Source organism: Sinorhizobium sp. FG01, from assembly GCF_002531875.1.
GTDB lineage: Bacteria > Pseudomonadota > Alphaproteobacteria > Rhizobiales > Rhizobiaceae > Sinorhizobium > Sinorhizobium fredii_C.
In genome coordinates this window covers 309,813-336,222 of sequence record NZ_NWTB01000008.1, presented here as the reverse complement: position 1 = coordinate 336,222, position 26,410 = coordinate 309,813, and the positions used below count along the sequence as shown (strand labels likewise).

The following is a 26,410-nucleotide window of genomic DNA, read 5'->3' as shown; positions in this document are numbered from 1 at the left end:
ATCGAGATCGACCCGATGATCACCCACACCATGCCGCTCGACGAGATCAACAGGGGCTTCGAGCTGATGCATTCGGGTGAGAGCATCAGAAGCGTGGTCGTCTACTGAGCCAGACGATTGCCGGCGGCAATGAATTCGCCCGTTGCCGCTGGCAAGATAAGGTGGAGACCGCCACCATTTCCTCACACAAAAATCTGATGCTCAGCCGTCACCAGTTCCTGCAGGAATGAGACGACCGTGCGCACGCGCACCAATTCGCGTGCGCTCTCGTGATAGGTCGTCCAGTAGGCGCGCCTGATCGTCGTCTCGGGCAGGACGCGCGTGAGTTCCGGATATTGCCGGGCGATATAGTTGTGCAGGATGCCGATGCCGGCGCTGGAGCGAACCGCCTCGGTCTGGCCGGTGGCGCTGGAAATTTCGAAGGAAGCGTCCCAGCTTCGCATGATCTCTGCGGAGAAATTCAGCGACGGCGTGAAGATCAGGTCCTCCACATAGCCGATCCGTCGGTGGTTCTTGAGGTCGTCGACCGTTGACGGAGTGCCGTAGCGGGCAAGATAGTCTGCCGATGCATAGAGGCCGAGTGTATAGTCGGTGAGCCTGGAGGAAACGAGCCGCCCCTGTTCGGGCCGTTCGATGGTGATGGCAATATCGGCCTCGCGCTGCGACAGCGAGAAGGAGCGCGCCACCGGCACGAGCTGCAGCTTGAGTTCCGGATGGCGCGCCGTCAGCCGTCCGAGCCGCGGCGCCAGGAAGGAGACGCCGAAGCCGTCGGGGGCGCCGATGCGCACCGTGCCGGCGATTGCCGTGTCGATCCGGCCGATCTGCGACTGCGCCGCGAGCATTTCGGTTTCCATGCGCTCGGCGGCGGAAAGGAAGATCTCGCCCTCGGCGGTCAGTTCGCAGCCGTTCGGACGGCGGACGAGCAGCCGCGTCTTCAGCGTTTCTTCGAGCGCAGTGACGCGCCGGCTGAGCGTCGCGTGATTGATGCCGAGCCTCTTAGACGCGGCAAGGATCTGGCCCGTTCGCGCCACCGCGAGAAACACCCTGACGTCGTCCCAGTCCATGTAGCTGCTCCCGTGAACTTCAATTTTCGCACAACGGTTACTGAATTTCGGAAATTGATTTGTTGAAATCGTAGTGCGATCATGCCCCCAAGATCAAGACCAACCAGGATCAAGACAGGAGGAACACCGATGTATGAAGTAGGACATTTCATCGACGGCAAGCGCGTCGCCGGCAAGAGCGGCCGCGTCAGCAACATCTTCAACCCGGCAACGGGCGAAGTTCAGGGCACCGTGGCGCTGGCGAGCGACGCGGAGCTTGCAGCCGCCGTCGAGAGCGCCAAGGCCGCGCAGGTCAAGTGGGCCGCCACCAACCCGCAGCGCCGCGCCCGCGTCTTCATCAAGTTCGTTCAGCTCCTGAACGAGAACATGAACGAACTGGCCGAGATGCTCTCCCGCGAGCACGGCAAGACCATTGACGATGCCAAGGGCGATGTCGTCCGCGGTCTTGAAGTCTGCGAATTCGTCATCGGCATTCCGCACCTGCAGAAGAGCGAGTTCACCGAAGGTGCCGGCCCTGGCATCGACATGTACTCGATCCGCCAGCCGGTCGGCGTCGGCGCCGGCATCACGCCCTTCAACTTCCCGGCAATGATCCCGATGTGGATGTTCGCGCCGGCGATCGCCTGCGGCAACGCCTTCATCCTGAAGCCCTCCGAGCGCGATCCGTCCGTGCCGATTCGCCTTGCCGAACTGATGATCGAGGCCGGCCTGCCGGCCGGTGTCCTGAACGTCGTCAACGGCGACAAGGGCGCGGTCGACGCGATCCTGACTCATCCCGACATCGCCGCCGTCTCCTTCGTCGGCTCGACCCCGATCGCCCGTTACGTCTACGGAACCGCGGCGATGAACGGCAAGCGCGCCCAGTGCTTCGGCGGCGCCAAGAACCACATGATCATCATGCCCGATGCCGATCTCGACCAGGCCGCCAACGCGCTGATCGGCGCCGGTTACGGCTCTGCCGGCGAGCGCTGCATGGCGATCTCGGTCGCGGTTCCGGTCGGCGAGGAAACCGCCAACCGCCTGATCGACAAGCTGACGCCGATGGTCGAGAGCCTGCGCATCGGCCCCTATACGGACGAAAAGGCCGATATGGGCCCGGTCGTCACCAAGGAGGCCGAACAGCGCATCCGCAGCCTCATCGACAGCGGTATCGAACAGGGTGCGAAGCTCGTCGTCGACGGCCGCGATTTCAAGCTGCAGGGCTATGAGGACGGCCATTTCATCGGCGGCTGCCTGTTCGACCACGTCACGCCGGACATGGACATCTACAAGACGGAGATCTTCGGCCCGGTTCTCTCGGTCGTCCGCGCCAAGAACTACGAGGAAGCCCTGTCGCTGCCGATGAAGCATGAATACGGCAACGGCGTCGCGATCTACACCCGCGACGGCGACGCGGCGCGCGACTTCGCCTCCCGCATCAATATCGGCATGGTCGGCGTCAACGTGCCGATCCCGGTTCCGCTTGCCTACCACTCCTTCGGCGGCTGGAAATCCTCGTCCTTCGGCGATCTCAACCAGCACGGCCCGGACTCGATCAAATTCTGGACCCGGACCAAGACCATCACCGAGCGGTGGCCCTCGGGCATCAAGGATGGCGCGGAGTTCTCGATCCCGACGATGCGCTGACAAAGAAATATCCTCCCCCATTGAGAGCCTCCTCCGGGAGGCTCTTTTTTGTTGCATTCCGCGCAGCGGCACAACTAACGTCGGGCTTGACGGTGCAGTCGACGGGTGATTCGCGCATGCGTTGCGTTAGATGCTTCCGGCTGCAATCGGAATGGCGCAGTCGGCGCAAGCGGCGTATGGTTTTGTCGAGGGGATGGATCATGGTTTTGGCTGAGCCGTTGGCGGCACAGAGTGTCGGGCAGGGCAGTTTCGGGCGCGCCGGTCACGGCGATTTTCAGCGCCTGTCATTTACCGGCAGCGGCAGCGAGTATTTCGGCATCTGGATCGTCAACATACTGCTGACGATCGTCACGCTCGGCATCTATTCCGCCTGGGCCAAGGTGCGCCGCAATCGCTATTTCTACGGCAACACAGTGCTCCTCGGGCGCGGGTTCGAATATCATGCCAGGGGTGGGCAGATCCTGATCGGCCGGATCATCGTCTTCGCCTATCTGGTGCTCTACAACGTGCTCCTGACCTTCGCACCGTTCGCCGGCATCGCGCTCGTTCTATTGTTTCTCTGTTTCGTCCCGTGGCTCGTCGCCCGGGGCTTGCGCTTCAGCGCGCGGGTGACGAGCTACCGCAATGTCCGCTTCGATTTCGTCGGCCGCGCCGGCGGCGCCTTTCTCGCCTTCATCGTCGGCCCGTTCCTTGCGGCGGTGACGCTCGGGATTCTTGCGCCGCTCGCCAGCCGCTGGACCTATCGCTACATCGGCAGCAATCTGCGTTACGGGCAAAGAGCCTTTTCCACCGAACCCTCGGTCGGGGTAATTTATAAGTCCTGGGGTATTTCGGCGGCGATCATTGTTCTCGGGCTGTTGATCGTCGGCTTCATCGCCTTCCTCAACATTGCGCTTTTTGCGACGGCGATCGAGAGCCCCGACTTGCTTCCGGCCGAGATGCAGATGTCGCTCGTCACGCTGATGGTGCTCGGCTACATCCTGTTTTTTGCGATCTTCGGTGTGGCGGCGCTGGTCTACCGTGCCGGCGTGCGCAATGTCGCCTGGTCCGCCACCACCTTCGACGGCAAGCACCGGCTCTTGAGCGATCTCTCGCGCCTGCGCTACACTTGGATCGCCATCTCGAACGTCGTCGTGACGCTTCTAACGCTCGGCCTGATGCGGCCCTGGGCCGCCGTCCGGATGGCGCGCTACGTCAACGAACACACCGGCGTCCGATTCGAGGGCAATGTCGGCGAGATCTTCTCGGCGATCGCCCAGGAAGGCTCGGCGGTCGGTGCCGAATTCATGGATATCGAAGGCTTCGACTTTGGCTTCTGACAATTCGGCCTTTGCGCATGGCGAGTGGCATCCCCCGGGGTCGAGCCGCTCAGTGACCTCCGGCCTCGTTGAGGCCGGGGAGCGGCTGGTCGCCAGTGACGAAACCGGTGCGGAACTCGCCGGAGGCAGCCTTTCGGCCATCGAAATCTCCGCGCGGGTCGGCCGCATCCCGCGCCGCGTCACCTTCCCAGATGGTTCTCTTTTCGAGACCGACGACAACGACGCAATCGACCGCTTCCTGTCCCGCAACGGTCGGAGCGGGGCAGGGCTTGTCCACTGGCTGGAGCGCTTCCACCCGCGGCTGATCGCCTTCGTCGCGGCGACCATCCTGCTCGGTGCGTTGATCTACCGCTACGCGCTGCCGGCCCTCGTCGAAGTCGCCATCGCCGTCACGCCGCCGATCGTGCCCCAGATCATGTCGGCGAGCACGCTCGAGACCATGGACCGGACGCTGCTTGGCGAAACGAAGCTGGATGAGGCGCGGCGCGGCAGGATCGTTGACGGGTTCCGGCGTATCGCGGCGCTCTCGGCCGCGGGTGAGGCGGCCTATACGCTGAACTTCCGCGAAGGTGGTCCGATGGGTCCCAACGCCTTCGCCCTGCCCGATGGTACCCTCATCGTGACGGATGAGCTCGTCGAACTTGCCGGTAATGACACGGAGATGATCGTCGGCGTGCTGGCGCACGAAATCGGCCATGTCGAGCACAAGCATAGCCTCAGGCAGATCTATCGCGCGGCCGGGGTTGCCGCACTCATCATGCTGATCGCTGGCGATATCGGATCGGGAGCCGAAGACGTTCTGGTGGAGGGAGGCGGCCTGCTCGCGCTCTCCTATTCGCGCGCCGCGGAAGCGGAGGCGGACCGGCATTCCGTCGAGCTGATGATGAAGGCTGGCCGCGATCCGACGGCGATCGCCCGCTTCTTCGAGCTGCTGGAGACGAAGCTCGACGATCATTCCGACACGAGCATCTTCTCGACCCATCCCGGGACGCCGGAGCGCCGCAAGGCGATCCTCGAGCTGATTGCCGAATTGCGGAAGGGCTAAACTCCGCCGGAAACGGCCGTGGAGCCGGCAGACCGGAACCGTTCCTCGAACTCCCGGCGCAGTTCCCGCCGGACCTCGGCGGCGCGGTAGCGGCGTTCCGTTATGCCGGGCTCGGGGCGGTAGGGCGGCACGCTCGTCGGCCGGCCTTCCGCGTCGACGGCCACCATGGTGAAATAGCAGGAGTTGGTGTGCCTCCGTTCGCCGGTGCGGATGTTCTCCGCTTCGACCCGGATTCCGACCTCCATCGAGGTTCGGCCGGCATAGTTGATGGAAGCCCGAAAGTGCACCAGTTCGCCGACATGGATCGGCTGGCGGAAAACCACCTGGTCGACGGAGAGTGTCACCGCATATTGCTTTGAGTAGCGCGAGGCGCAGGAGAAGGCGACCCGATCGAGGAGGTTGAGGAGCGCGCCGCCATGCACCTTGCCGCTGAAATTCGCCATGTCGGGGGTCATCAGCACGACCATTTCCAACTGGCTCTTGTCATTCGTCTCTTCCAATTTCCCCTCCGATAAGGCCGTTCCAGCGAGCGCTACTTTCGAGGGGTTAAGAATCCTATGGTTGGATCGGTCCGTCAATGCGTCTGCGAAAGCGTCGGTCGGCGGAAATTTTGCCTGTCGAGTGCCCCAAACGAAAACAGCGGGCCTTGTGCCCGCTGCTTCCTCTCAATGGCAATGACCGCCTTACAGTGCCGTGCGTCCTTAGGACGCACAAAGGACGCTGTAAGCCTTTGAATCTACGCATCGTGCTTTCCGAAAATCGGGTCCGATTTTCGGGCCGATGCGCTAGTCTTGCGGCCCATCGTTGTAGCCGACCTTGTCGACCAGTTCCGACGCCTTCTTCCGGTTTGCGGCAATCTCGGCAAGCGGCAGGGTGTCCGGCTTGATCGTCCCGAAGGACTTGACGACGTCAGACGGCTCGGCACCCGGAAGCACCGGGTATTCGAAGACCTGCTCGGCATAGATCTTCTGCGCTTCGCCGGCCGAAAGGAATTCCATCAGCTTGATGGCGTTGTCCTTGTTCGGGGCGTTCTTCGCGAGCGCCATGCCGGAGATGTTGACATGCGTGCCGCGGTCCTTCGCGTTCGGGAAGAGGACCTTGATGGCCGAAGCCCATTCCCTCTGCTCGGGCTCCTTCTCGTTGGTCAGCATGAGACCGACATAGTAGCTGTTGCCGAGCGCGATATCGCATTCGCCGGCAAAGATCGCCTTTGCCTGGTCACGGTCGCCGCCATCGGGCTTTTTCGACAGATTGTCCCTGAGCCCCGTCAGCCACTTTTCCGTCTCGGCCTCGCCGTGGTGGGCGATCATCGAGGCGAACAGGCCGACATTGTAGGAATGCTGGCCGTCGCGGGTGCAGAACTTGCCCTTCCATTTCGGGTCGGCGAGCTCCTCATAAGTGATGTCGTTCTGCGGCACGCGTTCCTTCGACGCATAGATGACGCGGCCGCGGGTCGTCAGGCCGAACCAGTTGCCGTCCGGGTCACGGAAATGCGCCGGAATGTCCTTGTTGATCGTCTCGTTGATGAGCGGCTGGGTCACGCCGGCGTCCCTCGCCTCGGTCAGGCGGCTGATGTCGACGGTCAGGATCACATCGGCCGGAGAGTTCGCGCCCTCCGCCTGGATGCGCTCGACGAGGCCCTTGTCGAGGAAGAGCACATTGGCGGTGATGCCGGTCTCCTTGGTGAAGGCGTCGAGCAGCGGCTTGATAAGATCGGGCTGGCGGTACGAATAGATGTTGACCTCGCCATCGGCGCGGGCAGGCGCCGTCAAGGCAAGGAACGCCGCCGCGACCGACAGGGTGCCGATCAGCGTTTTAGAGGCAAGCATGGTGTTCTCTCCGTTTGGTGGTGCTTATAAGTTAACCAGGCGGGTCATATTTCTACCGCGCGACAGCGACAGTCAACGGCGAAACGGCGAAGTAAAGCCTTCGTGAATTTTTCATGTTTTGGAATTGTTCCAAACTACGTTCCGTCCTATATGAGAGGGACGAATTTCTCGATCCCGGAGTGAATGATGCGTCTGACGAAGCAAACAAACTACGCAGTTCGCATGCTGATGTACTGTGCTGCGAATGGCGAGAAGCTCAGCCGCATTCCTGAAATCGCCAAAGCGTACGGTGTTTCCGAGCTGTTTCTGTTCAAGATCTTGCAGCCCTTGACCAAGGCGGGTCTGGTGGAAACCGTGCGCGGCCGCAATGGCGGCGTTCGGCTGCCGAAGCCGGCCTCGGAGATCAGCCTCTTTGACGTGGTCAAGGTGACGGAGGACAGCTTCGCCATGGCCGAATGCTTCGAGGCGGGGGAGGTCGACTGTCCTCTGGTCGACAGTTGCGGCCTCAATGCCGCGTTGCGCAAAGCGTTGAACGCCTTCTTCGAGGTACTCGAGGGCTATACGATCGACGATCTCGTCAAGGCGCGACCGCAGATCAACTTCCTTCTGGGCTTGGACACCGGTTCGCAGCCGCAGCCCTCTGCCGCCTGAAAAAAACCGGTTCGACATGTGAAGCGCGGAGCCCCTTCTCCGCGCTTTTCTGCGTCTTCTCCTCGCTTCTTCCGCCGCATCCCCGTCTTACTGCATGTGTCCTCGAGGCGTGCCGATTTGAGGACAAAACATGCAGCAATTCAAAGTGCTACAGGGTCCTTTGTGCGTCTGATAAGACGCGCGGGCCTGTAGGGGAGGGCTCATCGACACGCGACAGGCGCAGCCGGAAGACCGATTCGCTGCCGGGGCCGAGCCTCTACCTGTGGAAGAATTTTTCGCATAGACAAATTTCTTAAGCGAGTTATTGCAATGCGACGCCAAATGTCGTTCCATCCGTTCTTGACCGGATGGAAAAACTCTCGCCGCGGTCGAAAACAATACGAGAACAAAAAACAAATCTGGGAAGCAAGCTCATGAAAAAGCTCACGACTCTCTTCGCAGCGACGGCGCTCGCCACGCTGATGGCCGGCACTGCCTGGTCGAAAACGTTCGTCTTTTGCTCGGAAGGCTCGCCGGAGGGTTTTGACCCCGGCCTCTACACGGCCGGTACAACGTTCGACGCTTCCGCGCATACCGTCTATAACCGCCTGCTCGAGTTCAAGAAGGGCACGACGGAAACCGAGCCGGGGCTCGCCGAGAGCTGGACGATCTCCGACGACGGCCTCGAATACACCTTCAAGCTTCGTCCCGGCGTCAAGTTCCAGACGACCGAGTTCTTCACCCCGACCCGCGAACTGAACGCCGACGACGTCGTCTTCTCGCTCGAGCGCCAGTGGAAGTCCGACAATCCGTGGCACGGCTATGTAACCGGCGGTTCCTGGGAATACTTCGCCGGCATGGGGCTGCCCGAGCTGCTCGAGTCGATCGAGAAGGTCGACGACATGACCGTCAAGATCAAGCTGAAGCGGAAAGAAGCTCCCTTCCTCGCCAACCTGGCCATGCCCTTCGCTTCGATCATGTCGAAGGAATATGCCGACAAGCTGCAGGCCGAAGGCAAGATGAACCAGCTGAACCAGATGCCGCTCGGCACCGGTCCCTTCTCCTTCGTCGCCTATCAGCAGGATGCCGTCATCCGTTACAAGGCTCACCCGGACTACTGGGGCGGAAAGCAGAAGATCGACGACCTGGTCTTTTCGATCACGACCGATGCGGCCGTCCGCTTCCAGAAGCTTCAGGCCGGCGAATGCCACCTGATGCCGTATCCGAACGCGGCTGACGTCGAGGCGATGAAGGCTGATCCGAACCTCAAGGTGATGGAACAGGCCGGCCTCAACGTCGCCTATCTCGCCTACAACACCACGCAGGCGCCTTTCGACAAGGTCGAAGTGCGCAAGGCGCTGAACAAGGCGATCAACAAGCAGGCGATCGTCGACGCCGTCTTCCAGGGGCAGGCTACGCCGGCGACGAACCCGATCCCGCCGACGATGTGGTCCTATAACGAACATCTCGAAGAGGACACCTACGAGCCGGAAGTGGCAAAGAAGATGCTTGAGGACGCCGGCGTCAAGGACCTGTCGATGAAGGTCTGGGCGATGCCCGTCGCGCGGCCCTACATGCTGAACGCGCGTCGCGCTGCCGAGATGATGCAGGCAGACTTCGCCAAGATCGGCGTCAAGGTCGAGATCGTCACCTACGAGTGGGCCGAATATCTCGAGAAGTCCAAGGCGAAGGACCGCGACGGTGCGGTGATCCTCGGCTGGACGGGTGACAACGGCGACCCGGACAACTTCCTTGACACGCTGCTCGGCTGCGACGCCGTCGGCGGCAACAACCGCGCTCAGTGGTGCAACAAGGAGTTCGACGATCTGGTCACCAAGGCCAAGGAAGCGTCCGACGTCGCAGAGCGCACCAAGCTCTACGAAGAGGCGCAAGTCGTCTTCAAGCGCGAAGCGCCGTGGGCGACGCTCGACCACTCGCTCTCCATCGTCCCGATGCGCAAGAACGTCGAAGGCTTCGTCCAGAGCCCGCTCGGCGACTTTGCTTTCGACGGCGTTGATATTGTAGAGTAATCTTACCGACTGACCCGAAGGGGGCGTTTGCCGTTGGCGAACGCCCCTCTTCCTTTTTGCCGGTGCCGCAGCAACGAGGCCGCGGTTACGATGGCATGAGGTTTGACTATGTTTCGATTCTTGCTGGGGCGCTTGGCAGTGCTGGTCCCGACCTTCATCGGGGTGTCGATCATTGCCTTCTCCTTCATCCGCCTGCTTCCGGGCGATCCCGTGGCGCTGCTTTCCGGCGAACGGGTGATGTCGCCGGAGCGGCACGCCGAGATTTCTCACCAGCTCGGCTTCGACCGCCCTATCGTCGTGCAGTACCTGGATTATCTCTGGGGTGTCGTCCGCGGCGACTTCGGCACCTCGATCGTCACCAAAAAGCCGGTGATCGACCAATTCATGGAGCTCTTTCCCGCAACCGTCGAGCTGTCGCTGTGCGCCATCATCTTTGCCGTCGTCGTCGGTATCCCGGCCGGCGTGATTGCGGCGATCAAGCGCGGTTCCATCCTCGACCAGCTGATCATGGGAACGGCGCTCGTCGGCTTCTCGATGCCGATCTTCTGGTGGGGGCTGCTGCTGATCATCGTCGTCTCCGGCATGCTGCAATGGACGCCGGTGTCCGGGCGCATCTCGCTGATGTTCTTCTTTCCGTCGGTCACGGGCTTCATGCTGATCGACTCGCTCCTGTCGGGGCAGGAGGGGGCGTTCCAATCGGCCTTCAGTCATCTGATCCTGCCGACGATCGTGCTCGGCACCATTCCGCTCGCCGTCATCGCGCGGCAGACCCGTTCGGCGATGCTCGAAGTGCTCTCGGAGGATTATGTCCGCACCGCGCGCGCCAAGGGGCTTCCGACCTTTCGAGTGGTAGGCATCCATGCCTTGCGCAATGCGATGATCCCGGTCGTGACCACGATCGGCCTGCAGATCGGCGTGATGCTGGCGGGCGCAATTCTGACCGAATCGATCTTCTCCTGGCCGGGCATCGGCAAGTGGATGGTAGATTCGGTGTTCCGGCGCGATTACGCCGTCATCCAGGGCGGGCTGCTGATCATCGCCGGCGTCATCATGCTGGTAAACCTCGCCGTCGATATGCTCTACGGGTTGATCAACCCGCGCATCCGGCATTGAGGAGGGCGATATGACCGAAGTTACCGCAACAACCGCCATATCGACCGACCCGTCCCGTCGGGCGCGGCTCGCCGAATTCTGGTACTATTTCTCGGAGAACCGCGGCGCCGTCATCGGCCTCTTCTTCTTTCTTTTCCTGGTAGTGCTGGCGATTTGCGCTCCGCTGGTGGCACCGCATGATCCGACCGTCCAGTTCCGCGACGCGGTACTGCTGCCGCCCTTCTGGCAGGAGGGGGGGCGCGTCGAGTTCCTTCTCGGAACCGACGCCGTTGGACGCGACATGCTTTCGCGCCTCATCTACGGCACGCGCTTCTCGCTGTTCGTCGGCGTCATCGTGACCACATTGTCGCTGAGCGGCGGCATTCTGGTCGGCGTCATCGCCGGCTATTTCCGTGGATGGGTCGACACCGTCATCATGCGGATCATGGACATCATCCTGGCCTTCCCGTCGCTGCTCCTGGCGCTCGTCCTGGTGGCGGTACTGGGGCCGGGTCTCACCAATGCGATGATCGCCATCGCCATCGTCTTCCAGCCCCATTTCGTCCGGCTGACGCGCGCCGCGGTGATGTCGGAGAAGACCCGCGACTACGTCGTCGCCGCAAAGGTCGCCGGGGCGGGGCACCTGAGGCTGATGTTCAGGACCATCCTGCCGAATTGCATGGCACCGCTGATCGTTCAGGCGACGCTCTCCTTTTCGAGCGCGATCCTCGACGCAGCGGCGCTCGGCTTCCTCGGCATGGGCGCGCAGCCGCCGACGCCGGAATGGGGAACGATGCTTGCAGAAGCCCGCGAATTCATTCTGCGGGCCTGGTGGGTCGTGACGCTTCCGGGTCTCGCGATCCTCCTGACCGTTCTGGCAATCAACCTGATGGGCGATGGACTGCGTGATGCTCTCGACCCCAAGCTGAAGAGGTCCTGACATGGCGCTTCTTGAAATCGAAAATCTCGTCGTCGAATTCCAGACGGCTACCGGGCCGTTCCGAGCCGTCGACGGCGTTTCGCTCAAGGTTCATGAGGGCGAGGTCCTGGCGATTGTCGGGGAGTCCGGTTCGGGCAAGTCCGTGTCGATGCTCGCGGCGATGGGGCTTCTGCCCTGGACCGCGAAGGTGACGGCCGACAAGCTCGCCTTCAACGGGCGGGATCTCCTGAAAATGCCGTCGGCCGAGCGCCGCAAGATCGTCGGCAAGGACATCGCGATGATCTTCCAGGAGCCGATTGCGAGCCTCAATCCCTGCTTCACCGTCGGTTTCCAGATCGAGGAAGTGCTGCGCATCCATATGGGCCTCGACCGGACGGCGCGGCGCAGGCGCGCCATCGAGCTCTTCGAGGCCGTCGGCATTCCCGATCCGGGCGAGCGCCTCGGGCATTTTCCGCATCAGATGTCGGGCGGCCAGTGCCAGCGCGTGATGATCGCGATTGCCCTTGCCTGCAATCCGAAGCTCCTGATCGCCGATGAGCCGACGACGGCGCTCGACGTGACGATCCAGAAGCAGATCCTCGACCTGCTGATGAAACTGCAGCAGGAATACCGCATGGGCCTGATCATGATCACCCACAACATGGGTGTCGTCGCCGAAACGGCCGATCGCGTCGTCGTCCAGTACAAGGGGCGTAAGATCGAGGAGGCGGATGTGCTGTCGCTGTTCGAATCGCCGAAGAGCAATTACACGCGGGCGCTTCTCGCCGCCCTTCCGGAAAACGCGACGGGGGACCGGTTGCCGACGATTTCCGAACTTTTCAATGAGCAGCAGACGCTCGAGGGAGCCGCTCGATGACCCACGTTCTCGAAGCCCGCAACCTGGTGCGCGACTATCACATCCCCGGCAGCCTGTTCCGCAAGGCGCGGACCGTCCATGCGCTGAAGGGCGTCAGCTTCACCGTCGACGAGGGCAAGACCCTCGCGATCGTCGGCGAAAGCGGCTGCGGCAAGTCGACGCTCGGCCGCATCATCACCCTGATCGACCCGGCGACCGCCGGAGAGCTGCTGATCGATGGCAATAAGGTGGACATCGCACGCGATGGCCTGACCACGGAAATGCGCCGCAAGGTGCAGATCGTCTTTCAAAATCCTTACGGATCGCTCAATCCGCGCCAGAAGATCGGCGACATCCTTGCGGAACCGCTGGTGATCAACACCAAAGTTCCCGCAGCCGAGCGGCGCGAGCGGGCGATGACGATGCTGAAGAAGGTCGGCCTGGAGGAGAAGCACTACAACCGCTATCCGCACATGTTCTCCGGCGGTCAGCGGCAGCGCATCGCCATCGCCCGCGCTCTGATGCTCAATCCCAAGCTCCTGGTGCTGGACGAGCCCGTTTCGGCGCTCGACCTATCCGTCCAGGCCCAGGTCCTGAACCTGCTTGCCGATCTGCAGGACGAGTTCAAGCTCACCTATGTCTTCATCAGCCACGACCTCTCGGTGGTGCGCTACATCGCCGACGACGTGATGGTGATGTATTACGGCGAGGCAGTCGAATACGGCAGCCGGGACGAGGTGTTTTCCAATCCGCAGCACAGCTATACCAAGACGCTGTTCGCGGCCACGCCGCGTGCCGATGTTGCGAGCATCAAGGCGCGGCTCGCCCGCAAGAGCGCCGCCTGAGCGGCTCCGAGCGAGCCGAGTAAAAAACCCAGAAAGCCGCGTCTCGCACGGAAGCGCGGCTTGTTGGCGTTCTCATTCCGATCGTGTAGAGCTTCGGCGCCGCCACTTGAATTCCGGCCCTGGCGGCGGGCAGCCGAATTGGCCGGCAATCCCTTGTTCGGCCCAACACCAGGATGACGAATATGGAAATCAAGCGCTTTGAAACCGGCCCGCGGATGAGTCAGGCCGTGGTCTACAACAACACGGTCTATCTGGCCGGCCAGGTTGGCAACGCTGGAGACGATGTCGTCACCCAGACCAAGCAGGCGCTCGCCGAAGTGGATCGTCTGCTGGCGCTCGCCGGCACCGACAAGACGCGCATCCTCTCGGCCACCGTCTGGCTCGCCGACATGGCGGATTTCGCCAAGATGAATTCCGTCTGGGATGCCTGGGTGCCGCAGGGCCACACGCCTGCCCGCGCCACCGGTGAAGCCAAGCTCGCAACGCCGGAATACCTCGTCGAGGTTATCGTGACGGCAGCGCTCTGAGGCGTCGCGTCACACCGCTTCATGTCTCTATTTTGAACGCCGCCGGCTGAACGGCCCGGCGGCGTTTTGCTGTGCGCTGCCGATACCCACAGCCGGAACGATTCTCCTCCTCGAAGCGTTTTTGTGGATCAAACCGCATGTGGAGGAATCGCCCATGGTCTACTGGCTGCCGCGGCTGTGTTTGCTGCTGATCGCCGGGGTGATTCTGGGCTTCGGCCTTTTCCCGCGGACGTCGGAGGAGGTCGCCTACACATTGCTGATAATCCTTGTGGGGCTGGGGCTGCTTTCCGTGACGCTCCACATCTTCCCTCCCGAAAAGCATTGACCGCGCGGCCGTCGAGATCGAGAGGCGGCGAACTGCCCATGATTTCCTCTTGCCGCACTCAGGAAAGAAGCGAGGCAGCGGCAGAGCAGGTTGAAGAGGCGTGTCGATGGACGCCAAAAGTGTAGCGGCTGTCCGGAACCGCAAGCGCAATGCCGACAAGGAAATCGCCTTGGCGGAGGCGACGAAGGCGGCTGCCCAGAAGCGCGACGGCATGGATCTCGTGGTTGCCGGGAGCATCGTCGGGTTGTTCGTCCTGGCTTGCTCTGCAGCCGTTTATACGATGGCGGCGATCCTGATGCCGATTGCCTTCGCCATCGTCGTCGGCATCGTGCTCGGCCGGGCAGCCGATGAGCTGGCGCGTTTCGGTCTTCCGCCGATGCTTGGCGGCCTCCTGCTGGCGCTGTTCTTCGTGCTCGGCTTATCCTCGCTCGTCAATGCGCTGCTGGGGCCGATCACCGAAGTCGCGCGCGAGGCGCCGAGATTGGCCGAAGGCGTAGTGGAACGGGTGCTGCCCTTCATCGAGCGCTTCGAGTGGGGACGGATTGCGCTTGAGCGAAGCATCGGCGCCGCCGCCTTCGCGGACGTCATCGTCAAGAATGCCGGCCCGATCCTCGGCGCCGCCGCGGCGAGCGTCACGCCGGCGCTGATCCAGACGCTGATCTTCCTGGCCGCCCTCGTGCTGTTCCTGCTCGGCCGCGTCCACTTGCGCAGCACCATCATCCTTGCATTTCCGAGTCGCGAGGGGCGCTTGAGCGCGATCCGCATCATGAATGCCATCGAAGACGGGCTGGCGCGCTATTTTTCCACGGCGAGCCTGATTTACCTGGCGCTGGGCGGCTTCACGATGATGATCGCGCTGATCGGCAGTTTGCCGATGCCGCCGCTCTGGGGACTCTTCGCCTTCGTTTCGAGCTTCATACCCTATCTCGGGGTCACGTTCATGACGCTGTCGCTGCTCGTGGGCGGCCTGATGATCCATGATGCCCTGGTCGCAGCGCTCGCGCCGGCCGCCGGCTTCTTCCTCATTCATCTCGCCATGGAGAATCTGGTCGTGCCGGCGATTCTGGGGCGACGCTTTGAAATTAATCCATTCCTGATCTTCGTCGCGATTCTGTTCTGGACCTGGATGTGGGGCGCGGTCGGGGCGATCCTCGCCATGCCGCTCTCGCTGATCGCCATGACCATTTTCGAGCAGCTGCGCGAGGCGACGCCCGAACCGCAACTGCCGGGCTGAAGGTCAGCGCGCGCGTGCGTGCGCTTGTTCGTCGAAGAACAGCGCCTGGCTGATCAGCGCCTTGACCATTTCCGGATTGAAGGGCTTCGTTACGAGGAAGGCAGGCTCCGGCTTGTTGCCCGTCAGCAACCGCTCGGGGAAGGCGGTAATGAAGATCACCGGAACGGCCGCCTGCGTCAGGATGTCGTTGACCGCGTCGATACCGGAGCTCCCGTCGGCCAGCTGTATATCCGCGAGAACCATCTTGGGCGACGTCTGGCGATAGATGTCGATCGCCTCGCGATGCGTGCGGGCGATGCCCGTCACCCGGTGCCCGAGGCTCGTCACCATGTCCTCGATGTCCATGGCGATAAGCGGCTCGTCTTCGATGATCATGATGTCGGTGGCCACCTGGCGGGAAATCTCTTCCGACGCACTAGCGAGGAGCTTGGCGAAGGCGCCCTGGTCGACGGACATGATTTCCGCCGCTTCGGCGCTCGAAAAGCCTTCGACGGAGACGAGCAGGAATGCCTGTCGCGGCGCGGGCGCGATCAGCGACAGATTGGCGGCGGCCTTCTGTTCCCAGGCAAAGGGAGAGGTCAAATTGGCCCGGTCGACCTCCAGCTTGTCGAACAGCGAGCAGAAGAGCTTGTAGAGGCTGATTCGGTCGTTGGACGCCGAAGGGAAAAGGCTGATGTCTTCGATCAATGCCTCCAAGGTGGCTGCGACATAGGCATCGCCTGCCGCTTGCGAGCCGGTAGCGGCGCGCGCGTAGCGCCTGAGATAAGGAAGATGTGGCGCAATCCTGGTGGAAAGTGACATTTAGGCCTTCCTAAACTATTGTGCATAAAGTCGCACTAATGGGGTGGCATGACGCAGGATACGTCAATGTTGTGCGCGCGTCTTGCGAATTCAAGAAACGGATTGCAGACGACGAGATACGAATGGAAAACCGCCGGAGGATTTGAGCCTTCGGTATCCGGGACTGAAAAATGAACGATCAATCCAACCGTCGTCCGGGAGGCAAATCGGCCACCGGAGCCACGAAAAGCGATGTCAATGGCATCGTGGTGTCCCGCCTGAGAGCGCTCTATCAGGCTGTCGAGTCCGAGGCTGTGCCACAGCAATTTATCGATCTTCTCCGGCGCCTCGACGAGGCCGAGAGGGCGCAGTCGGACGATTGACGAAGGATCCGGCAGGCCCTCGCTTTCGAGAGGGCCTGTGCCTCGACGGAAATGGCGAAGCTGTCGACGCGAAATCGATCCGCTTCGCGGCGGCCGCATCAGCAACGCGCGGTATAGCGGCGGCCGTAGCGGTCGCGATAGACGCAATAGCCGGGCTCGCTCGCGCGCCCGATCAGCGCGCCAGCTACGCCGCCGACCGCCGCGCCGACCGCGGCGCCGCGGACATCGTTCGAAATGGCCCCGCCGATGATGCCGCCTGAAGCGGCGCCGATCGCTGCACCCCTTTCCGTTTGCGTGCACGAAGCAGCAAGGGGAAGAATTACGCTGGCGACAAGAAGGATCTTCTTCATGGTGCTTTCCTATCCGAGGTTGGTTGAACGAAAAATGGGCGCGGGGCGGTCGAAACGGCGCGGAATGAAGCTCTCAAGGAATAAATTCGAGATGGTCGGCAGCCACCATAAGGCGGGAGAATCGGCTTCTGCCGGAACCATCAGGACAGGCGCGGCGAAGGCTTGCAATTCGCGACTCCCTTGTACTGCCGCCGTTGCGGCGCGCGTTATCGTTGTCAGAACGCCGTCTGACGCCTTTTGTTCCGCGTGGCCGGGACGTGCTACGCTCGGTTGTTGCCGCCGTCCTGCCTGGGGCCGGAATCTGAGCTGCGTCACAACGTTTCTTGAGGAGAATGGTCGCGCCTAGCTGTGGCGCTTGCCCTCACACTGCTCCAGGTTTTCAAGCAGCGCCTGAAGCCGCTCGTTGCTCTTTTCTTCCGTGTGCATTTCGAGATCGCGCAAAGTCCTGCCGATGTGCAGATTATGAACACTCATATCCGTCTCGGGCCGGGTGATCTCTGTCACCGTCTTGAGTATATGTCGCGAAGGTATCTTCATATCTTGCCTGAGGAACTCTGTTTTCCGGAGAACGCCAAGTCCTGGCGAAGGTTCCGGTCGTAATGACCCGCGACGCAATTGCGGATTGTTTTTCCTGTCCCTGGCTAAACATATGGTTTCCGGCTGGTTAACGGGCGCTGGCGCGAAACCGGAACAAAGCCGAGCGGCAGAGCGTTTGGATTCCAATTCCAAGGCAAGGAGATAGCAAATGCTCTACTATGCCCTCATCTTTCTTGTGGTCGCCATCATAGCCGGCGTTCTCGGTTTCGGCGGCATAGCCGGCACCTCGGCGGGAATCGCCCAGATCCTGTTCTTCCTGTTCCTGATCTTCCTGGTGGTCTCGCTTGTCATGGGACTCTTCCGACGAACCTGACGAGAGTCTTTACGGAGCGGATCGCTTGCGCTCCGCGCCAGATCCCAAGACATATCTTGCTTTAAAGGGTGAGGCTTCAAGCCTCACCCTTTTCCTTGGCAGCTTTGCCGTCCCTTGCCCCGCCTGGCGCGCTTGGCTATTCATGCGTGTATCATCGGGGGCGACGCTCATGAAATCACTCGAACTTTGTCGACGAGCCCGGGCGCCCTCTGTCTCGGGTCCTGCTGCCAAGGTTTCCCGAGATAGGGAAAGCTAAATGCGTGACGCATGGATCGAACGGGGCGAAGGAACGGGCATCGTCTATGAAGACTGACATAGTGGTATTGGGCGCCGGGATCGTCGGCATTTCGACCGCCATTCACCTGGCGCGGCGCGGCAAATCGGTGGTGCTTCTCGATCGTCGCGGCGCGGGCGAGGAGACTTCCTACGGCAATGCCGGCCTGATCCAGCGGGAGGGGGTTTTTCCCTATGGCTTCCCGCATGATTTCGGTGCGCTTTTCCGCTACGCGCTGAACAACACCATCGATGCCAGCTATCACTTTCGCGCGCTGCCGAGCCTGGTGCCTTTCCTGGCGCGGTATTGGTGGCACTCGGGCTTCACCCAGCATCAGCGGATCGCCCATCTCTACGCTCCGCTGATCGAGAATTCGATCGCCGAGCACAGCGATCTGATCGACGCATCCGGCGCCGGCGACCTCATCCGCAAGGACGGCTGGATGAAGGTGTTCCGCACCGAGAAGGAGCGCGACGCCGCCTACAAGGATGCTGAACGGCTCTCGGCCGGGTTCGGCGTCAATCACCAGAAGCTCTCGACAAGCGAGCTGAAGACCATGGAGCCCTCGATCCAGGTGGAACTGGCCGGCGGGCTGCGCTGGACGGATCCCTGGTCGATCCGCGACCCGCACAGCCTGAACAAGGCCTATCTCGGTTATTTCCAGTCGCTCGGCGGCCGGCTCCTCTCGGGCGATGCCGCAACGCTTGAACATGTTCTCGAGGGGCCCGGCTGGCGCGTCGCGACGCCGGAAGGTCCGCTCGAAGCCCGCCAGGTGGTTGTTGCCCTCGGCCCCTGGGCCGACACGGTGACGCGCAAGCTCGGTTATCATTTCCCGCTTGCGGTCAAGCGCGGCTATCATATGCACTATGGCACCAAGGACGGTGCACAATTGAACAATTGGGTGCTGGACGAGGAAATGGGCTATTTCCTGGCGCCGATGCTCCGCGGCATCCGCCTGACGACAGGGGCGGAATTCGCGCTCCGCGACGCACCGAAGACGCCCGTGCAGCTGACCCGCGCGGAGCGCGTCGCCCGCGAATTCTTCCCGCTCGCCGAACGGCGCGACGAGGAGCCATGGATCGGCGCTCGACCCTGCACGCCCGACATGATGCCGATCATCGGCAAGGCCCCCAGGCACGAGGGGTTGTGGTTCGCTTTCGGGCATGCCCATCACGGAATGACCCTCGGCCCGGTTACCGGTCGCGCGCTTGCAGAAGCGATCACGGGCCAGAAGACGGTGATCGACCTTGCGCCCTACAGGCCAGACCGCTTCCTCGCGTAAATTTCTCGGCCTTCCGGAGCGATTTTTTTGCTCCAGTGGAACTTAAGCGGCGGAGGCGTGTTTCTCCCGCGGCTGAAAGGAAAGGTTCGGTGCGTCCGATCTCTGCCTTGCAGCCAGCCGCCCCAGCCGGCGGGCGAGGGAGGGCCGCTTCAATGAAAAAGCAGACGATCGAATTCGCCGGCGAGGCCGTGGGCGCGCTGATCCCAGACAATGGGCAATTGCGTTTCGTGGCGGTTAAGTACAGCGTGTGGTCTCTCGATGGTCGGATCTTTGCGACCTCCGACGAGGCGCTTCGAGCGGTCGCCTCGCTGCATGTCTTGCGGCAGAGGGAGCCGGTCGGGGCAGGGCCGGTGCCGACTGGGGGCAGTGAAACGATGGTCAGCGCCTGCTAGGTGTGACAGGCCGAAGCGCTCATCTCGCTCGGCCACGTAGGCCACAGACTATTCTCTCATCGACTTCGTTCGCCCGATCCCGAAGGTGCCCCGGCAGCGTCTTTCCGGCGAGGTTCCCTGGCGCCGTCCTCTTCACCTTCGGGCGCCTTCCATTGCAGCGCCACCTCCATGCGGCCGAGGATGAAAAGGACGATGAGGCTGGCCACCGCGGCGAAGGCAGCAATCAACCAGAAGCCGAAGCCGATCGACAGGCCGACGGCGCCGGCAAGCCACATGCCGGCGCCCGTCGTCAGGCCTTTGACCTCGCCCTTCGAGAACACGATCATGCCGGCAGCCAGGAAGGCGACGCCTGCGGTTACCGCTTCGACGACGCGGATCGGATCGATGCGGACCTCCGGGCCCGACAAGCTCGTCATGTGCACGCTCTCTACCGCGACTACAGCGAAGATCGCCGAAGCGAGACTTACGAGGATATGCGTCCTGAGACCCGCGGGGCGCTGGCGTTTCTCCCGTTCGATGCCAATGAGGGCGCCAAGCAAGATTGCTCCGCCCAACCGTGCGAATATGACCGGATAGGGGGTGCGAGTCCCAACGAGGATGTCGGCAAGGATCTGGTCCATGAATGTGCGGATCGCGGTAGTGGATTGCAAAGCCAAGGCGACACTGCGCCGGAGCGGCGGAACTCAGATCAGGGGGGCGGAGAGCCTCCTCTCCGCCCGAAATCGTCGCGTTCCGGTCACTGGGCCGGAGGCGTCTGCGTCTGCGGCTGCGGTGCCGTTCCTTCAGGTGCCGTTCCTTCAGGTGCCGGTGCCGGCGCCGGGGTAGTCGGCTGAGGTTGCGTTTCAGCGGGTGTCGTTCCCCCTGGCGTTGCCGCGGGCGGTGTTGCCTCTCCGCTTGTGGCGGGTTGGTCGGTCGCGGGCTCCGTCGTGGTCGTCGTCGAGGAGGTGGGAGTATCCTCCGCATCCCTGGTCAGTTCGGCCGGCAACCAAGCAATCAGCGCAAGCACGAGACCGGCAAGCAGTATGACGAGCAACGGCCAGGTGCTTCGGGCGGCGCGCTCCTCATGCACTTCGGGACGCGGCGCTGGCTGTCCTGTAACCGGATCGACCGGAGGCCTATCCTTCAACTGGTCGTTTGGGTCCATGGCAGTATCATCCTTTCTGGCCATCGTCCCTTCGGCGCCAGCATCTGGCGGCTATGATTCCCCAAATCAGCGAGGACTTAAGGAGGGGCGTTCGACCATCGCAAGTATAATTTAGAGCCTCACCATCGTGGATGGAGAGGCGCTGCAATATTAAACGCGCGAAATATTGCAAGGTTCCGTTGCGGTCCTTTTGAAACACACACCTGTGCTGGTAGAAGGTCCTTTACAGAGCGCGCGTTCGACTGCAAGAACTGAAACGGGAATGCACCGGACGGGCAAGCACGGGAGGCATACGAATGACCACGAGCTATGAAAATGGAACCTTCGTCGGACGTGCGTGGCGCCCGGACGTCGAAGGGCCGAGCCTTGTGACCGTCCGAGCGGGAGAATTGATCGACATCACCTCGAAGGCGGTGCCAACGATGCGCGACCTCCTCGAGCTTTCCGATCCCGTCGCCCATGTCCGTTCGGCCTCCGGAGAGGCCATCGGCTCCGTCGACGCCGTCATGGCCAAGACGGAGCCGGGCCGGGACAAGGTCCATCTTCTTGCCCCTTGCGATCTTCAGGCGGTCAAGGCCTGCGGCGTCACCTTCGCCCGCTCGATGATCGAGCGTGTCATCGAGGAGCGCGCTGCAGGCGACGCCGCACGGGCCGAGACGATCCGCACGCGGATGACGGCGATCATCGGCAACAGCCTGAGAAACCTGAAGGCCGGCTCGCCGGAGGCAGCCGATGTCAAATCCGCGCTGATCGAGGAGGGCGTCTGGTCGCAATATCTTGAGGTCGGCATCGGCCCCGATGCCGAGGTCTTCACCAAGGCCCAGCCGCTCTCGGCGGTCGGCTTTGGCGCCGCGGTCGGCCTGCATCCGATTTCGCGCTGGAACAACCCGGAGCCGGAGATTGTCCTTGCTGTTTCCGGCGACGGGCGCGCCAAGGGTGCGACGCTTGGCAACGATGTCAATCTGCGCGACGTCGAGGGACGCTCGGCGCTGCTTCTCGGCAAGGCCAAGGACAACAACGCCTCCTGTTCGGTCGGCCCCTTCATCCGCCTCTTCGACGAGACCTATGCGATTGACGACGTGCGCAGCGCCGATCTCGATCTGCTGATCGAGGGCCCGGACGGCTTCCGCCTTAAGGGCGCCAGCACGATGCGCGAGATCAGCCGCGACCCGCTCGATCTCGTCACCCAGACGATCGGCCCGCACCACCAGTATCCGGATGGGCTTATGCTGTTCATGGGGACGCTCTTCGCTCCGGTCGAGGATCGCGGCGAGCCGGGCCAGGGTTTCACGCACAAAATCGGCGACGTCGTTACGATCTCGAGCCCCGCCCTCGGCAGCCTCGTCAACACGGTTCGCCTTTCCACCGATTGCCCGCCCTGGACCTTCGGAGCTGCATCGCTGATGCGCAATCTTGCGAAACGCGGCTGGCTTTAGCGCGAGGAGATGGGCGATTGCATCCGGGCGCCGTCCGTCGCAATCTCTGGCGGCTGGATTGATCGTTCATTCAGGGCTGGGGGTCGAAATGAAAGTCGCCTTCGGGTTGGCCGCGGTTAGCCTGTTCGTCGCAGTCGCGGCGCATCCGCTGCGCGCCGAACCGTTGCGGACCATCGAGGAGGTAAGCAATGCGCTCGGCAAATGCTGGACTCCTCCCGCCGGCATCAGGGATTCCTTCGTCACGCTCAAATTCGGCTTCCGCGGCAACGGCACGCTGATGGGCCCGCCTCAGCCGACGGCGATCCGCGTCACCGGAGACGCAGACCAGCGCAAGGCCTTCGTCGCCGCCGCGACGGCGGCGCTCGAGAACTGCGTGCCGCTGGACTTCTCCCGGGAACTCGCCGACGAAATCTCGGGCAACGTGTTTACGCTGCAGTTCTATTCGGCGGACTGACGGAGGGGACTTGCGGGCTGAGGCGGCTCCGCCAAGCCCAAGCACTGAACCGTCGCTGGCAAGTGCACTCCGCCATGGCCGACGCTGCTGCAGACGCCCGCGGCTACAACCTATCGATTGCAGACCTGTTACCGCAGGAACAACTCCCGGCTCTCCCGCAGATTAGCTAATGGTCACGCCAGATCGGCGTAGCAACCCAACTGTCGAGGGAGCCATGAGCAAGAAAGTGAAGTCCATAGCGCCGCCTCAGGCGATGCTCGCGCTTGATCCGTTGGCCGCCGGGTATACCATACCCGGCGTCGGCGACCAGACGGTGAACGGCGACGGCGGCAGCAATTTCATCAGCACCGGCTCCGGTTCGGACACGATCGATGGCGGTCTTGGCGCCGACACGATCAAGGCTGGCACCGGCGACGACGAAATTCTCAACCAGAGCCCCGCGGGCCTGCTTGGCGACAAGATCGACGGCGGCCTCGGCTTCGACGTGCTCGGCATCGATTTCAGCGGATCGAGCAAGGGCGTCTCCTTTGCCGCCTTCGACCCGATTGTGACGAAGGCGGTTCTCGGCGCCACCATCCTTAATGTGGAAAGGTTCGAACTCGCGGGCAGCAATTTCGCCGATACGTTCACTGGCGGTCGCTGGAACGACTGGTTCGAAGGCGGCGCCGGCGCTGACGTTCTGAATGGCGGCATTGGCAAGGACTGGCTCGAGGGAGGAGCCGGCAGCGACAGGATCTATGGCGGCAACGGCGATGATTCTGTGCTGGGGGATGCGGGCGACGACTATCTCTCCGGCGGCTATGGCATCGACTGGCTTTCCGCCGACGAGGGCAACGACACGCTGCTCGGCGGCGCCGGTGGCGACTATCTCTACGGCCATTCCGGCAATGACAACATCAAGGGCGAAAGCGGCACCGATACCATCTCCGGCGGCTCCGGCCGGGATGTCATAGACGGCGGTTCGGAGGACGATTATCTCGCCGGCGACGGCGATGACGACACGGTTCTGGGTGGCGCAGGCAACGATACGATCCGGCACAGCATCGAAAGCTGGGCAAGCGACGGCAAGGACGTGCTCGACGGCGGCGTCGGCTACGACGAGGTCGAGCTGAGCGGTCTCTCCGGAACCTTCACCGCCAAGTCCTCCTCGACCAAGCAGACGCTTTCCAACGGCACCACCATAATCAATTTTGAAGCCTACACGATTTACGGCTCGGACACGGCCGACTGGTTCACCGGCTGGACCGGCGCCGATACGCTTTCAGGGAAATCAGGCAACGACACGCTCGTCGGCCTCGGCGGCAATGATCATCTCGATGGCGGCCTCGGCAGCGACAGTCTTGATGGCGGCGAGGGAAATGACCTCCTGATCGTCGGCAGCGGCGGCAAGGACACGGTAAAGGCCGGCAGCGGCAACGATTCGGTCTGGATTGATCGTGCCGACATCCACAGCGGACTGACCTTCACCGTTTCCGGTACAACCGCAAAGCTTTCCGATGGAACGGTCGTCACCGACGGCGAGAGCTTCACCATCGACACCGGCAACGGCAGCGACGTCATATCGGCGGGCACCGCGGCATATCTCAACGTCGACGCCGGCAGCGGCAACAACAGGCTGACCGGCGGCAAGGGCGGCGACAGCTTCTACAGCACCAGCGGCAGCGACACCGTCTCGGGCGGAGACGGCGACGACCGCATCATCGACAACGGCGGCGGCACCAATAGGCTCGATGGCGGCAACGGCAACGACTACATTTCCGCAGAGGCGGAGACGGGGACGGCATTGACGATCATGCTCGGCGCCGCGGGCGGCGACCAACTGAGCGTCAACTACGCGGGCGGCTCGACGGCGGGTCGGTTCTCCGTCGACGGCGGATCGGGAACCGATACGCTGTGGATCAGCCGATATGACAGCACGAAGAACCTGTCCTTCGTGCTTTCCGCAAACGCGACGCTGGTCAACGGCGACGTCACGGTAAAAAACGTCGAAGTGGTCAACTTCATTTCCGGTCAGGGTCACGACACGCTGACGGCCGGCAACCTTGACGACGATCTCAACGGCATGGGCGGCAACGACACGCTCAAAGGTCTTGGCGGCAATGATGAGCTGACCGGCTGGACCGGCGCCGACAAGCTCTATGGCGGCGATGGCAACGACGTGCTTTGGGGCAGCGGCGGCATCAAGGACAGCAATGCCGACAGCCTTTATGGCGAGAAGGGCAATGACATTCTCAACATGAATGCCGGCGACTATGCCTCCGGTGGCGATGGCTTCGACCGAGCTGTCATCGAGTTCGGCGAAGAGACGTTCGACGTGTCCTTCGTCTTCGGCAGCGGCCTCGTCAAGGTGAACGCCAACACCTCCTTCACCGGTATGGAGGCGCTCGAATATGTGGGCGGTTCGGGCAAGGACACTGTGACCGGCAGCACGCAAATCGACTATCTCGAAGGTGGGCTCGGAAACGACGCGCTCAGGGGAGGCGGCGGCAATGACTATCTGATCGACGGGAAGGGCAATGACAGGCTCTATGGCGATGCGGGCAACGACACCTTCGACCGCTTCAGTGATGAGACCGGCACCGACTATTTCGATGGCGGCTCCGGTGTCGACACGCTGGAATTCGACATCGTGTCCGACCGCGCGGTCATCATCGACCTGGAGAATAGTGCGAAGAACGGCGGCGTGGCGACGGGGCTAACGCTAGTGAGCATAGAAAACGTGGTCGGGCAGAATAAAGAAGACACAATCCTCGGCAACGGCGTCGCCAATACACTGAAGGGTGGAATGGGTGACGACCGGCTCGACGGTCGCGCCGGTAACGACAAGCTCGAAGGCGGCGCCCACGGCGACCTGCTGACGGGCGGATCGGGCGCGGACCATTTCATCTATGTCACCGGGGATGCGATCGGCTCCGGCGACCAGATCACCGACTTCAAGCGCGGCGAGGACAAGGTTGTCATCGACAAGGATGTGTTCGGCTTTATCGCGCTGGTGCTCTACTCCGGCAACGACCTCAAGGCGACCGGCACGGCCGCGCAGTTCTTCTTCGAGACGGACAATGGCCGGACGCCGACGGCACCGGCAACGAGGCCGATGCCGTGCTCATGGCGACCTTGGACAAGGTTACCTCACTTGCCGCCACCGACTTCCTTCTGGTCTAGAGCGCCGCGCGCTATTTGAACGCGCAAAGGACGCTCTAGCACTTTGAATCTAGAGCATCCTTTCTGCTTTCAGTGGTTCCACTTGAACGCAGGATGCTCTCTAGACGACCCATGAATCGCTGCCGGGGCCGCCGAAATGCATGGCGGCCCCTCACCAGGCGCACTGTCTTCGTGAACCGCTGGCAGTCGCGGTCGAGAAGGTCGGCGCATCACGTCCGGCGGGCTGGTCTTCTCCGGCCGGAGATCAGTCTAAGCCAGGGCGCCGAATGGAAGGCGCTCATCAGCGCGTACATCGGGATCATGCCGGTTACGGCTGGCGCATCGCCGGCGGACGAGCAGAGCATGTCCGGCGGAGTGCCGAGAACGCCGGCAAGAAGCGCCATGACGGCGAAGGTCGGCGCCGCCGCCAAGGACAGAACGTCGGCCGTGCCGAGGGCGGTGGTGTTGCCGCCCGGGTCGCCGCCAGAGCCGCAATCGGAGGCCGGCGACAAGTTCAAACTGC

At 62.4% G+C, this 26,410-nt stretch carries 28 protein-coding genes; 19 read left to right on the top strand and 9 right to left on the bottom strand.

The window, feature by feature from the left end; genetic code table 11:
- Positions 1 to 182 precede the first annotated feature (182 nt).
- Positions 183 to 1,064, bottom strand: a complete 882-nt coding sequence (locus CO656_RS16035; protein ID WP_037413111.1) for a LysR family transcriptional regulator — start codon at positions 1,062 to 1,064, stop codon at positions 183 to 185.
- Positions 1,065 to 1,193: 129 nt separating this feature from the next.
- On the opposite strand from CO656_RS16035, the gene CO656_RS16030 reads away from it, so the two are divergent.
- The 3 genes from CO656_RS16030 (at position 1,194) to CO656_RS16020 (ending at position 5,054) form a co-directional block, all read left to right on the top strand.
- On the top strand, positions 1,194 to 2,690 hold the full coding sequence (locus CO656_RS16030) for a CoA-acylating methylmalonate-semialdehyde dehydrogenase (protein ID WP_037413113.1): 1,497 nt from the start codon (positions 1,194 to 1,196) through the stop codon (positions 2,688 to 2,690).
- A gap of 200 nt (positions 2,691 to 2,890) precedes the next feature.
- Positions 2,891 to 4,009, top strand: coding sequence for a YjgN family protein (locus tag CO656_RS16025; RefSeq protein ID WP_097526375.1), 1,119 nt, complete (start codon positions 2,891 to 2,893; stop codon positions 4,007 to 4,009).
- Complete coding sequence (locus tag CO656_RS16020; RefSeq protein WP_097526374.1) at positions 3,999 to 5,054, top strand: M48 family metallopeptidase; 1,056 nt, start codon at positions 3,999 to 4,001, stop codon at positions 5,052 to 5,054. Before CO656_RS16025 ends, CO656_RS16020 begins: the two co-directional genes overlap by 11 nt.
- Here CO656_RS16020 and CO656_RS16015 read toward each other — a convergent pair.
- Both CO656_RS16015 and CO656_RS16010 read right to left on the bottom strand, forming a co-directional pair.
- A complete protein-coding gene (locus CO656_RS16015) occupies positions 5,051 to 5,521 on the bottom strand; it encodes an acyl-CoA thioesterase (protein ID WP_037413207.1) in 471 nt (156 codons plus the stop codon). The two genes, CO656_RS16020 and CO656_RS16015, sit on opposite strands and share 4 nt — an antisense overlap.
- 318 nt (positions 5,522 to 5,839) lie before the next feature.
- Positions 5,840 to 6,883: a Fe(3+) ABC transporter substrate-binding protein gene (locus tag CO656_RS16010; RefSeq protein WP_097526373.1), complete on the bottom strand. Its 1,044-nt coding sequence runs from the start codon at positions 6,881 to 6,883 to the stop codon at positions 5,840 to 5,842.
- Positions 6,884 to 7,069: 186 nt separating this feature from the next.
- Between CO656_RS16010 and rirA the strand changes: the two genes are divergently transcribed.
- The 9 genes from rirA to CO656_RS15965 all read left to right on the top strand — a co-directional run bounded on the left by rirA (position 7,070) and on the right by CO656_RS15965 (position 15,341).
- Entirely contained in the window at positions 7,070 to 7,534 is a 465-nt protein-coding gene (rirA, locus tag CO656_RS16005; RefSeq protein WP_037413208.1) for an iron-responsive transcriptional regulator RirA, read from the top strand.
- 413 nt (positions 7,535 to 7,947) lie between these two features.
- Positions 7,948 to 9,543, top strand: coding sequence for an ABC transporter substrate-binding protein (locus CO656_RS16000; RefSeq protein ID WP_097526372.1), 1,596 nt, complete (start codon positions 7,948 to 7,950; stop codon positions 9,541 to 9,543).
- 108 nt (positions 9,544 to 9,651) lie between these two features.
- Positions 9,652 to 10,656, top strand: coding sequence for an ABC transporter permease subunit (locus tag CO656_RS15995; RefSeq protein ID WP_037413126.1), 1,005 nt, complete (start codon positions 9,652 to 9,654; stop codon positions 10,654 to 10,656).
- Between the two features lie 10 nt (positions 10,657 to 10,666).
- Positions 10,667 to 11,575 carry an ABC transporter permease subunit gene (locus CO656_RS15990; protein WP_037413129.1) on the top strand — a complete coding sequence of 303 codons (909 nt, stop codon included), beginning with the start codon at positions 10,667 to 10,669 and terminating at the stop codon, positions 11,573 to 11,575.
- A gap of 1 nt (position 11,576) precedes the next feature.
- Positions 11,577 to 12,431 (top strand): ABC transporter ATP-binding protein, encoded by an 855-nt coding sequence (locus CO656_RS15985; protein ID WP_097526371.1) that lies wholly within the window; start codon positions 11,577 to 11,579, stop codon positions 12,429 to 12,431.
- Entirely contained in the window at positions 12,428 to 13,255 is an 828-nt protein-coding gene (locus tag CO656_RS15980) for a dipeptide ABC transporter ATP-binding protein (protein WP_037413131.1), read from the top strand. The genes CO656_RS15985 and CO656_RS15980 overlap by 4 nt, the downstream gene beginning before the upstream one ends.
- 182 nt (positions 13,256 to 13,437) lie before the next feature.
- On the top strand, positions 13,438 to 13,782 hold the full coding sequence (locus CO656_RS15975) for a RidA family protein (protein WP_037413132.1): 345 nt from the start codon (positions 13,438 to 13,440) through the stop codon (positions 13,780 to 13,782).
- 154 nt (positions 13,783 to 13,936) lie between these two features.
- The gene (locus tag CO656_RS15970; protein ID WP_080605498.1) at positions 13,937 to 14,107 is read left to right on the top strand and encodes a hypothetical protein; all 171 of its coding nucleotides are present in this window, start codon (positions 13,937 to 13,939) and stop codon (positions 14,105 to 14,107) included.
- Between the two features lie 106 nt (positions 14,108 to 14,213).
- Positions 14,214 to 15,341, top strand: a complete 1,128-nt coding sequence (locus CO656_RS15965) for an AI-2E family transporter (protein WP_037413134.1) — start codon at positions 14,214 to 14,216, stop codon at positions 15,339 to 15,341.
- 3 nt (positions 15,342 to 15,344) lie between these two features.
- Here the strand turns inward: CO656_RS15965 and CO656_RS15960 are convergent, their stop codons facing one another.
- Entirely contained in the window at positions 15,345 to 16,142 is a 798-nt protein-coding gene (locus tag CO656_RS15960) for a response regulator (RefSeq protein ID WP_037413136.1), read from the bottom strand.
- A 170-nt stretch (positions 16,143 to 16,312) separates the two neighbouring features.
- Here CO656_RS15960 and CO656_RS15955 point away from each other — a divergent pair, with 170 nt between their 5' ends.
- Positions 16,313 to 16,504, top strand: a complete 192-nt coding sequence (locus CO656_RS15955) for a NepR family anti-sigma factor (protein ID WP_037413138.1) — start codon at positions 16,313 to 16,315, stop codon at positions 16,502 to 16,504.
- Between the two features lie 98 nt (positions 16,505 to 16,602).
- Here CO656_RS15955 and CO656_RS15950 read toward each other — a convergent pair whose 3' ends face one another.
- Together CO656_RS15950 and CO656_RS31250 are read right to left on the bottom strand one after the other, a co-directional pair.
- Entirely contained in the window at positions 16,603 to 16,854 is a 252-nt protein-coding gene (locus CO656_RS15950) for a YMGG-like glycine zipper-containing protein (RefSeq protein WP_037378934.1), read from the bottom strand.
- 342 nt (positions 16,855 to 17,196) lie between these two features.
- Positions 17,197 to 17,328, bottom strand: coding sequence for a hypothetical protein (locus tag CO656_RS31250; protein ID WP_272938903.1), 132 nt, complete (start codon positions 17,326 to 17,328; stop codon positions 17,197 to 17,199).
- 271 nt (positions 17,329 to 17,599) lie between these two features.
- Between CO656_RS31250 and CO656_RS15940 the strand changes: the two genes are divergently transcribed.
- From CO656_RS15940 to CO656_RS15930, 3 genes are all read left to right on the top strand, one after another.
- The gene (locus CO656_RS15940; protein WP_012706940.1) at positions 17,600 to 17,764 is read left to right on the top strand and encodes a DUF1328 domain-containing protein; all 165 of its coding nucleotides are present in this window, start codon (positions 17,600 to 17,602) and stop codon (positions 17,762 to 17,764) included.
- Between the two features lie 302 nt (positions 17,765 to 18,066).
- A complete protein-coding gene (locus tag CO656_RS15935) occupies positions 18,067 to 19,320 on the top strand; it encodes an FAD-binding oxidoreductase (protein WP_037413146.1) in 1,254 nt (417 codons plus the stop codon).
- A 152-nt stretch (positions 19,321 to 19,472) separates the two neighbouring features.
- On the top strand, positions 19,473 to 19,712 hold the full coding sequence (locus tag CO656_RS15930) for a hypothetical protein (protein ID WP_097526369.1): 240 nt from the start codon (positions 19,473 to 19,475) through the stop codon (positions 19,710 to 19,712).
- Between the two features lie 56 nt (positions 19,713 to 19,768).
- Here CO656_RS15930 and CO656_RS15925 read toward each other — a convergent pair whose 3' ends face one another.
- Complete coding sequence (locus CO656_RS15925) at positions 19,769 to 20,332, bottom strand: MgtC/SapB family protein (protein WP_037413149.1); 564 nt, start codon at positions 20,330 to 20,332, stop codon at positions 19,769 to 19,771.
- 116 nt (positions 20,333 to 20,448) lie between these two features.
- The gene (locus CO656_RS15920; RefSeq protein WP_097526392.1) at positions 20,449 to 20,856 is read right to left on the bottom strand and encodes a hypothetical protein; all 408 of its coding nucleotides are present in this window, start codon (positions 20,854 to 20,856) and stop codon (positions 20,449 to 20,451) included.
- A 296-nt stretch (positions 20,857 to 21,152) separates the two neighbouring features.
- Between CO656_RS15920 and CO656_RS15915 the strand changes: the two genes are divergently transcribed.
- From CO656_RS15915 to CO656_RS15905, 3 genes are all read left to right on the top strand, one after another.
- Positions 21,153 to 22,292 carry a fumarylacetoacetate hydrolase family protein gene (locus tag CO656_RS15915; protein ID WP_179864778.1) on the top strand — a complete coding sequence of 380 codons (1,140 nt, stop codon included), beginning with the start codon at positions 21,153 to 21,155 and terminating at the stop codon, positions 22,290 to 22,292.
- Positions 22,293 to 22,380: 88 nt separating this feature from the next.
- Entirely contained in the window at positions 22,381 to 22,746 is a 366-nt protein-coding gene (locus CO656_RS15910) for a hypothetical protein (protein ID WP_179864777.1), read from the top strand.
- Positions 22,747 to 22,960: 214 nt separating this feature from the next.
- The gene (locus tag CO656_RS15905) at positions 22,961 to 25,927 is read left to right on the top strand and encodes a calcium-binding protein (RefSeq protein WP_234819782.1); all 2,967 of its coding nucleotides are present in this window, start codon (positions 22,961 to 22,963) and stop codon (positions 25,925 to 25,927) included.
- Between the two features lie 190 nt (positions 25,928 to 26,117).
- On the opposite strand, the gene CO656_RS15900 is transcribed toward CO656_RS15905, so the two are convergent.
- Positions 26,118 to 26,399: a hypothetical protein gene (locus CO656_RS15900; RefSeq protein WP_337441793.1), complete on the bottom strand. Its 282-nt coding sequence runs from the start codon at positions 26,397 to 26,399 to the stop codon at positions 26,118 to 26,120.
- Positions 26,400 to 26,410 lie beyond the last annotated feature (11 nt).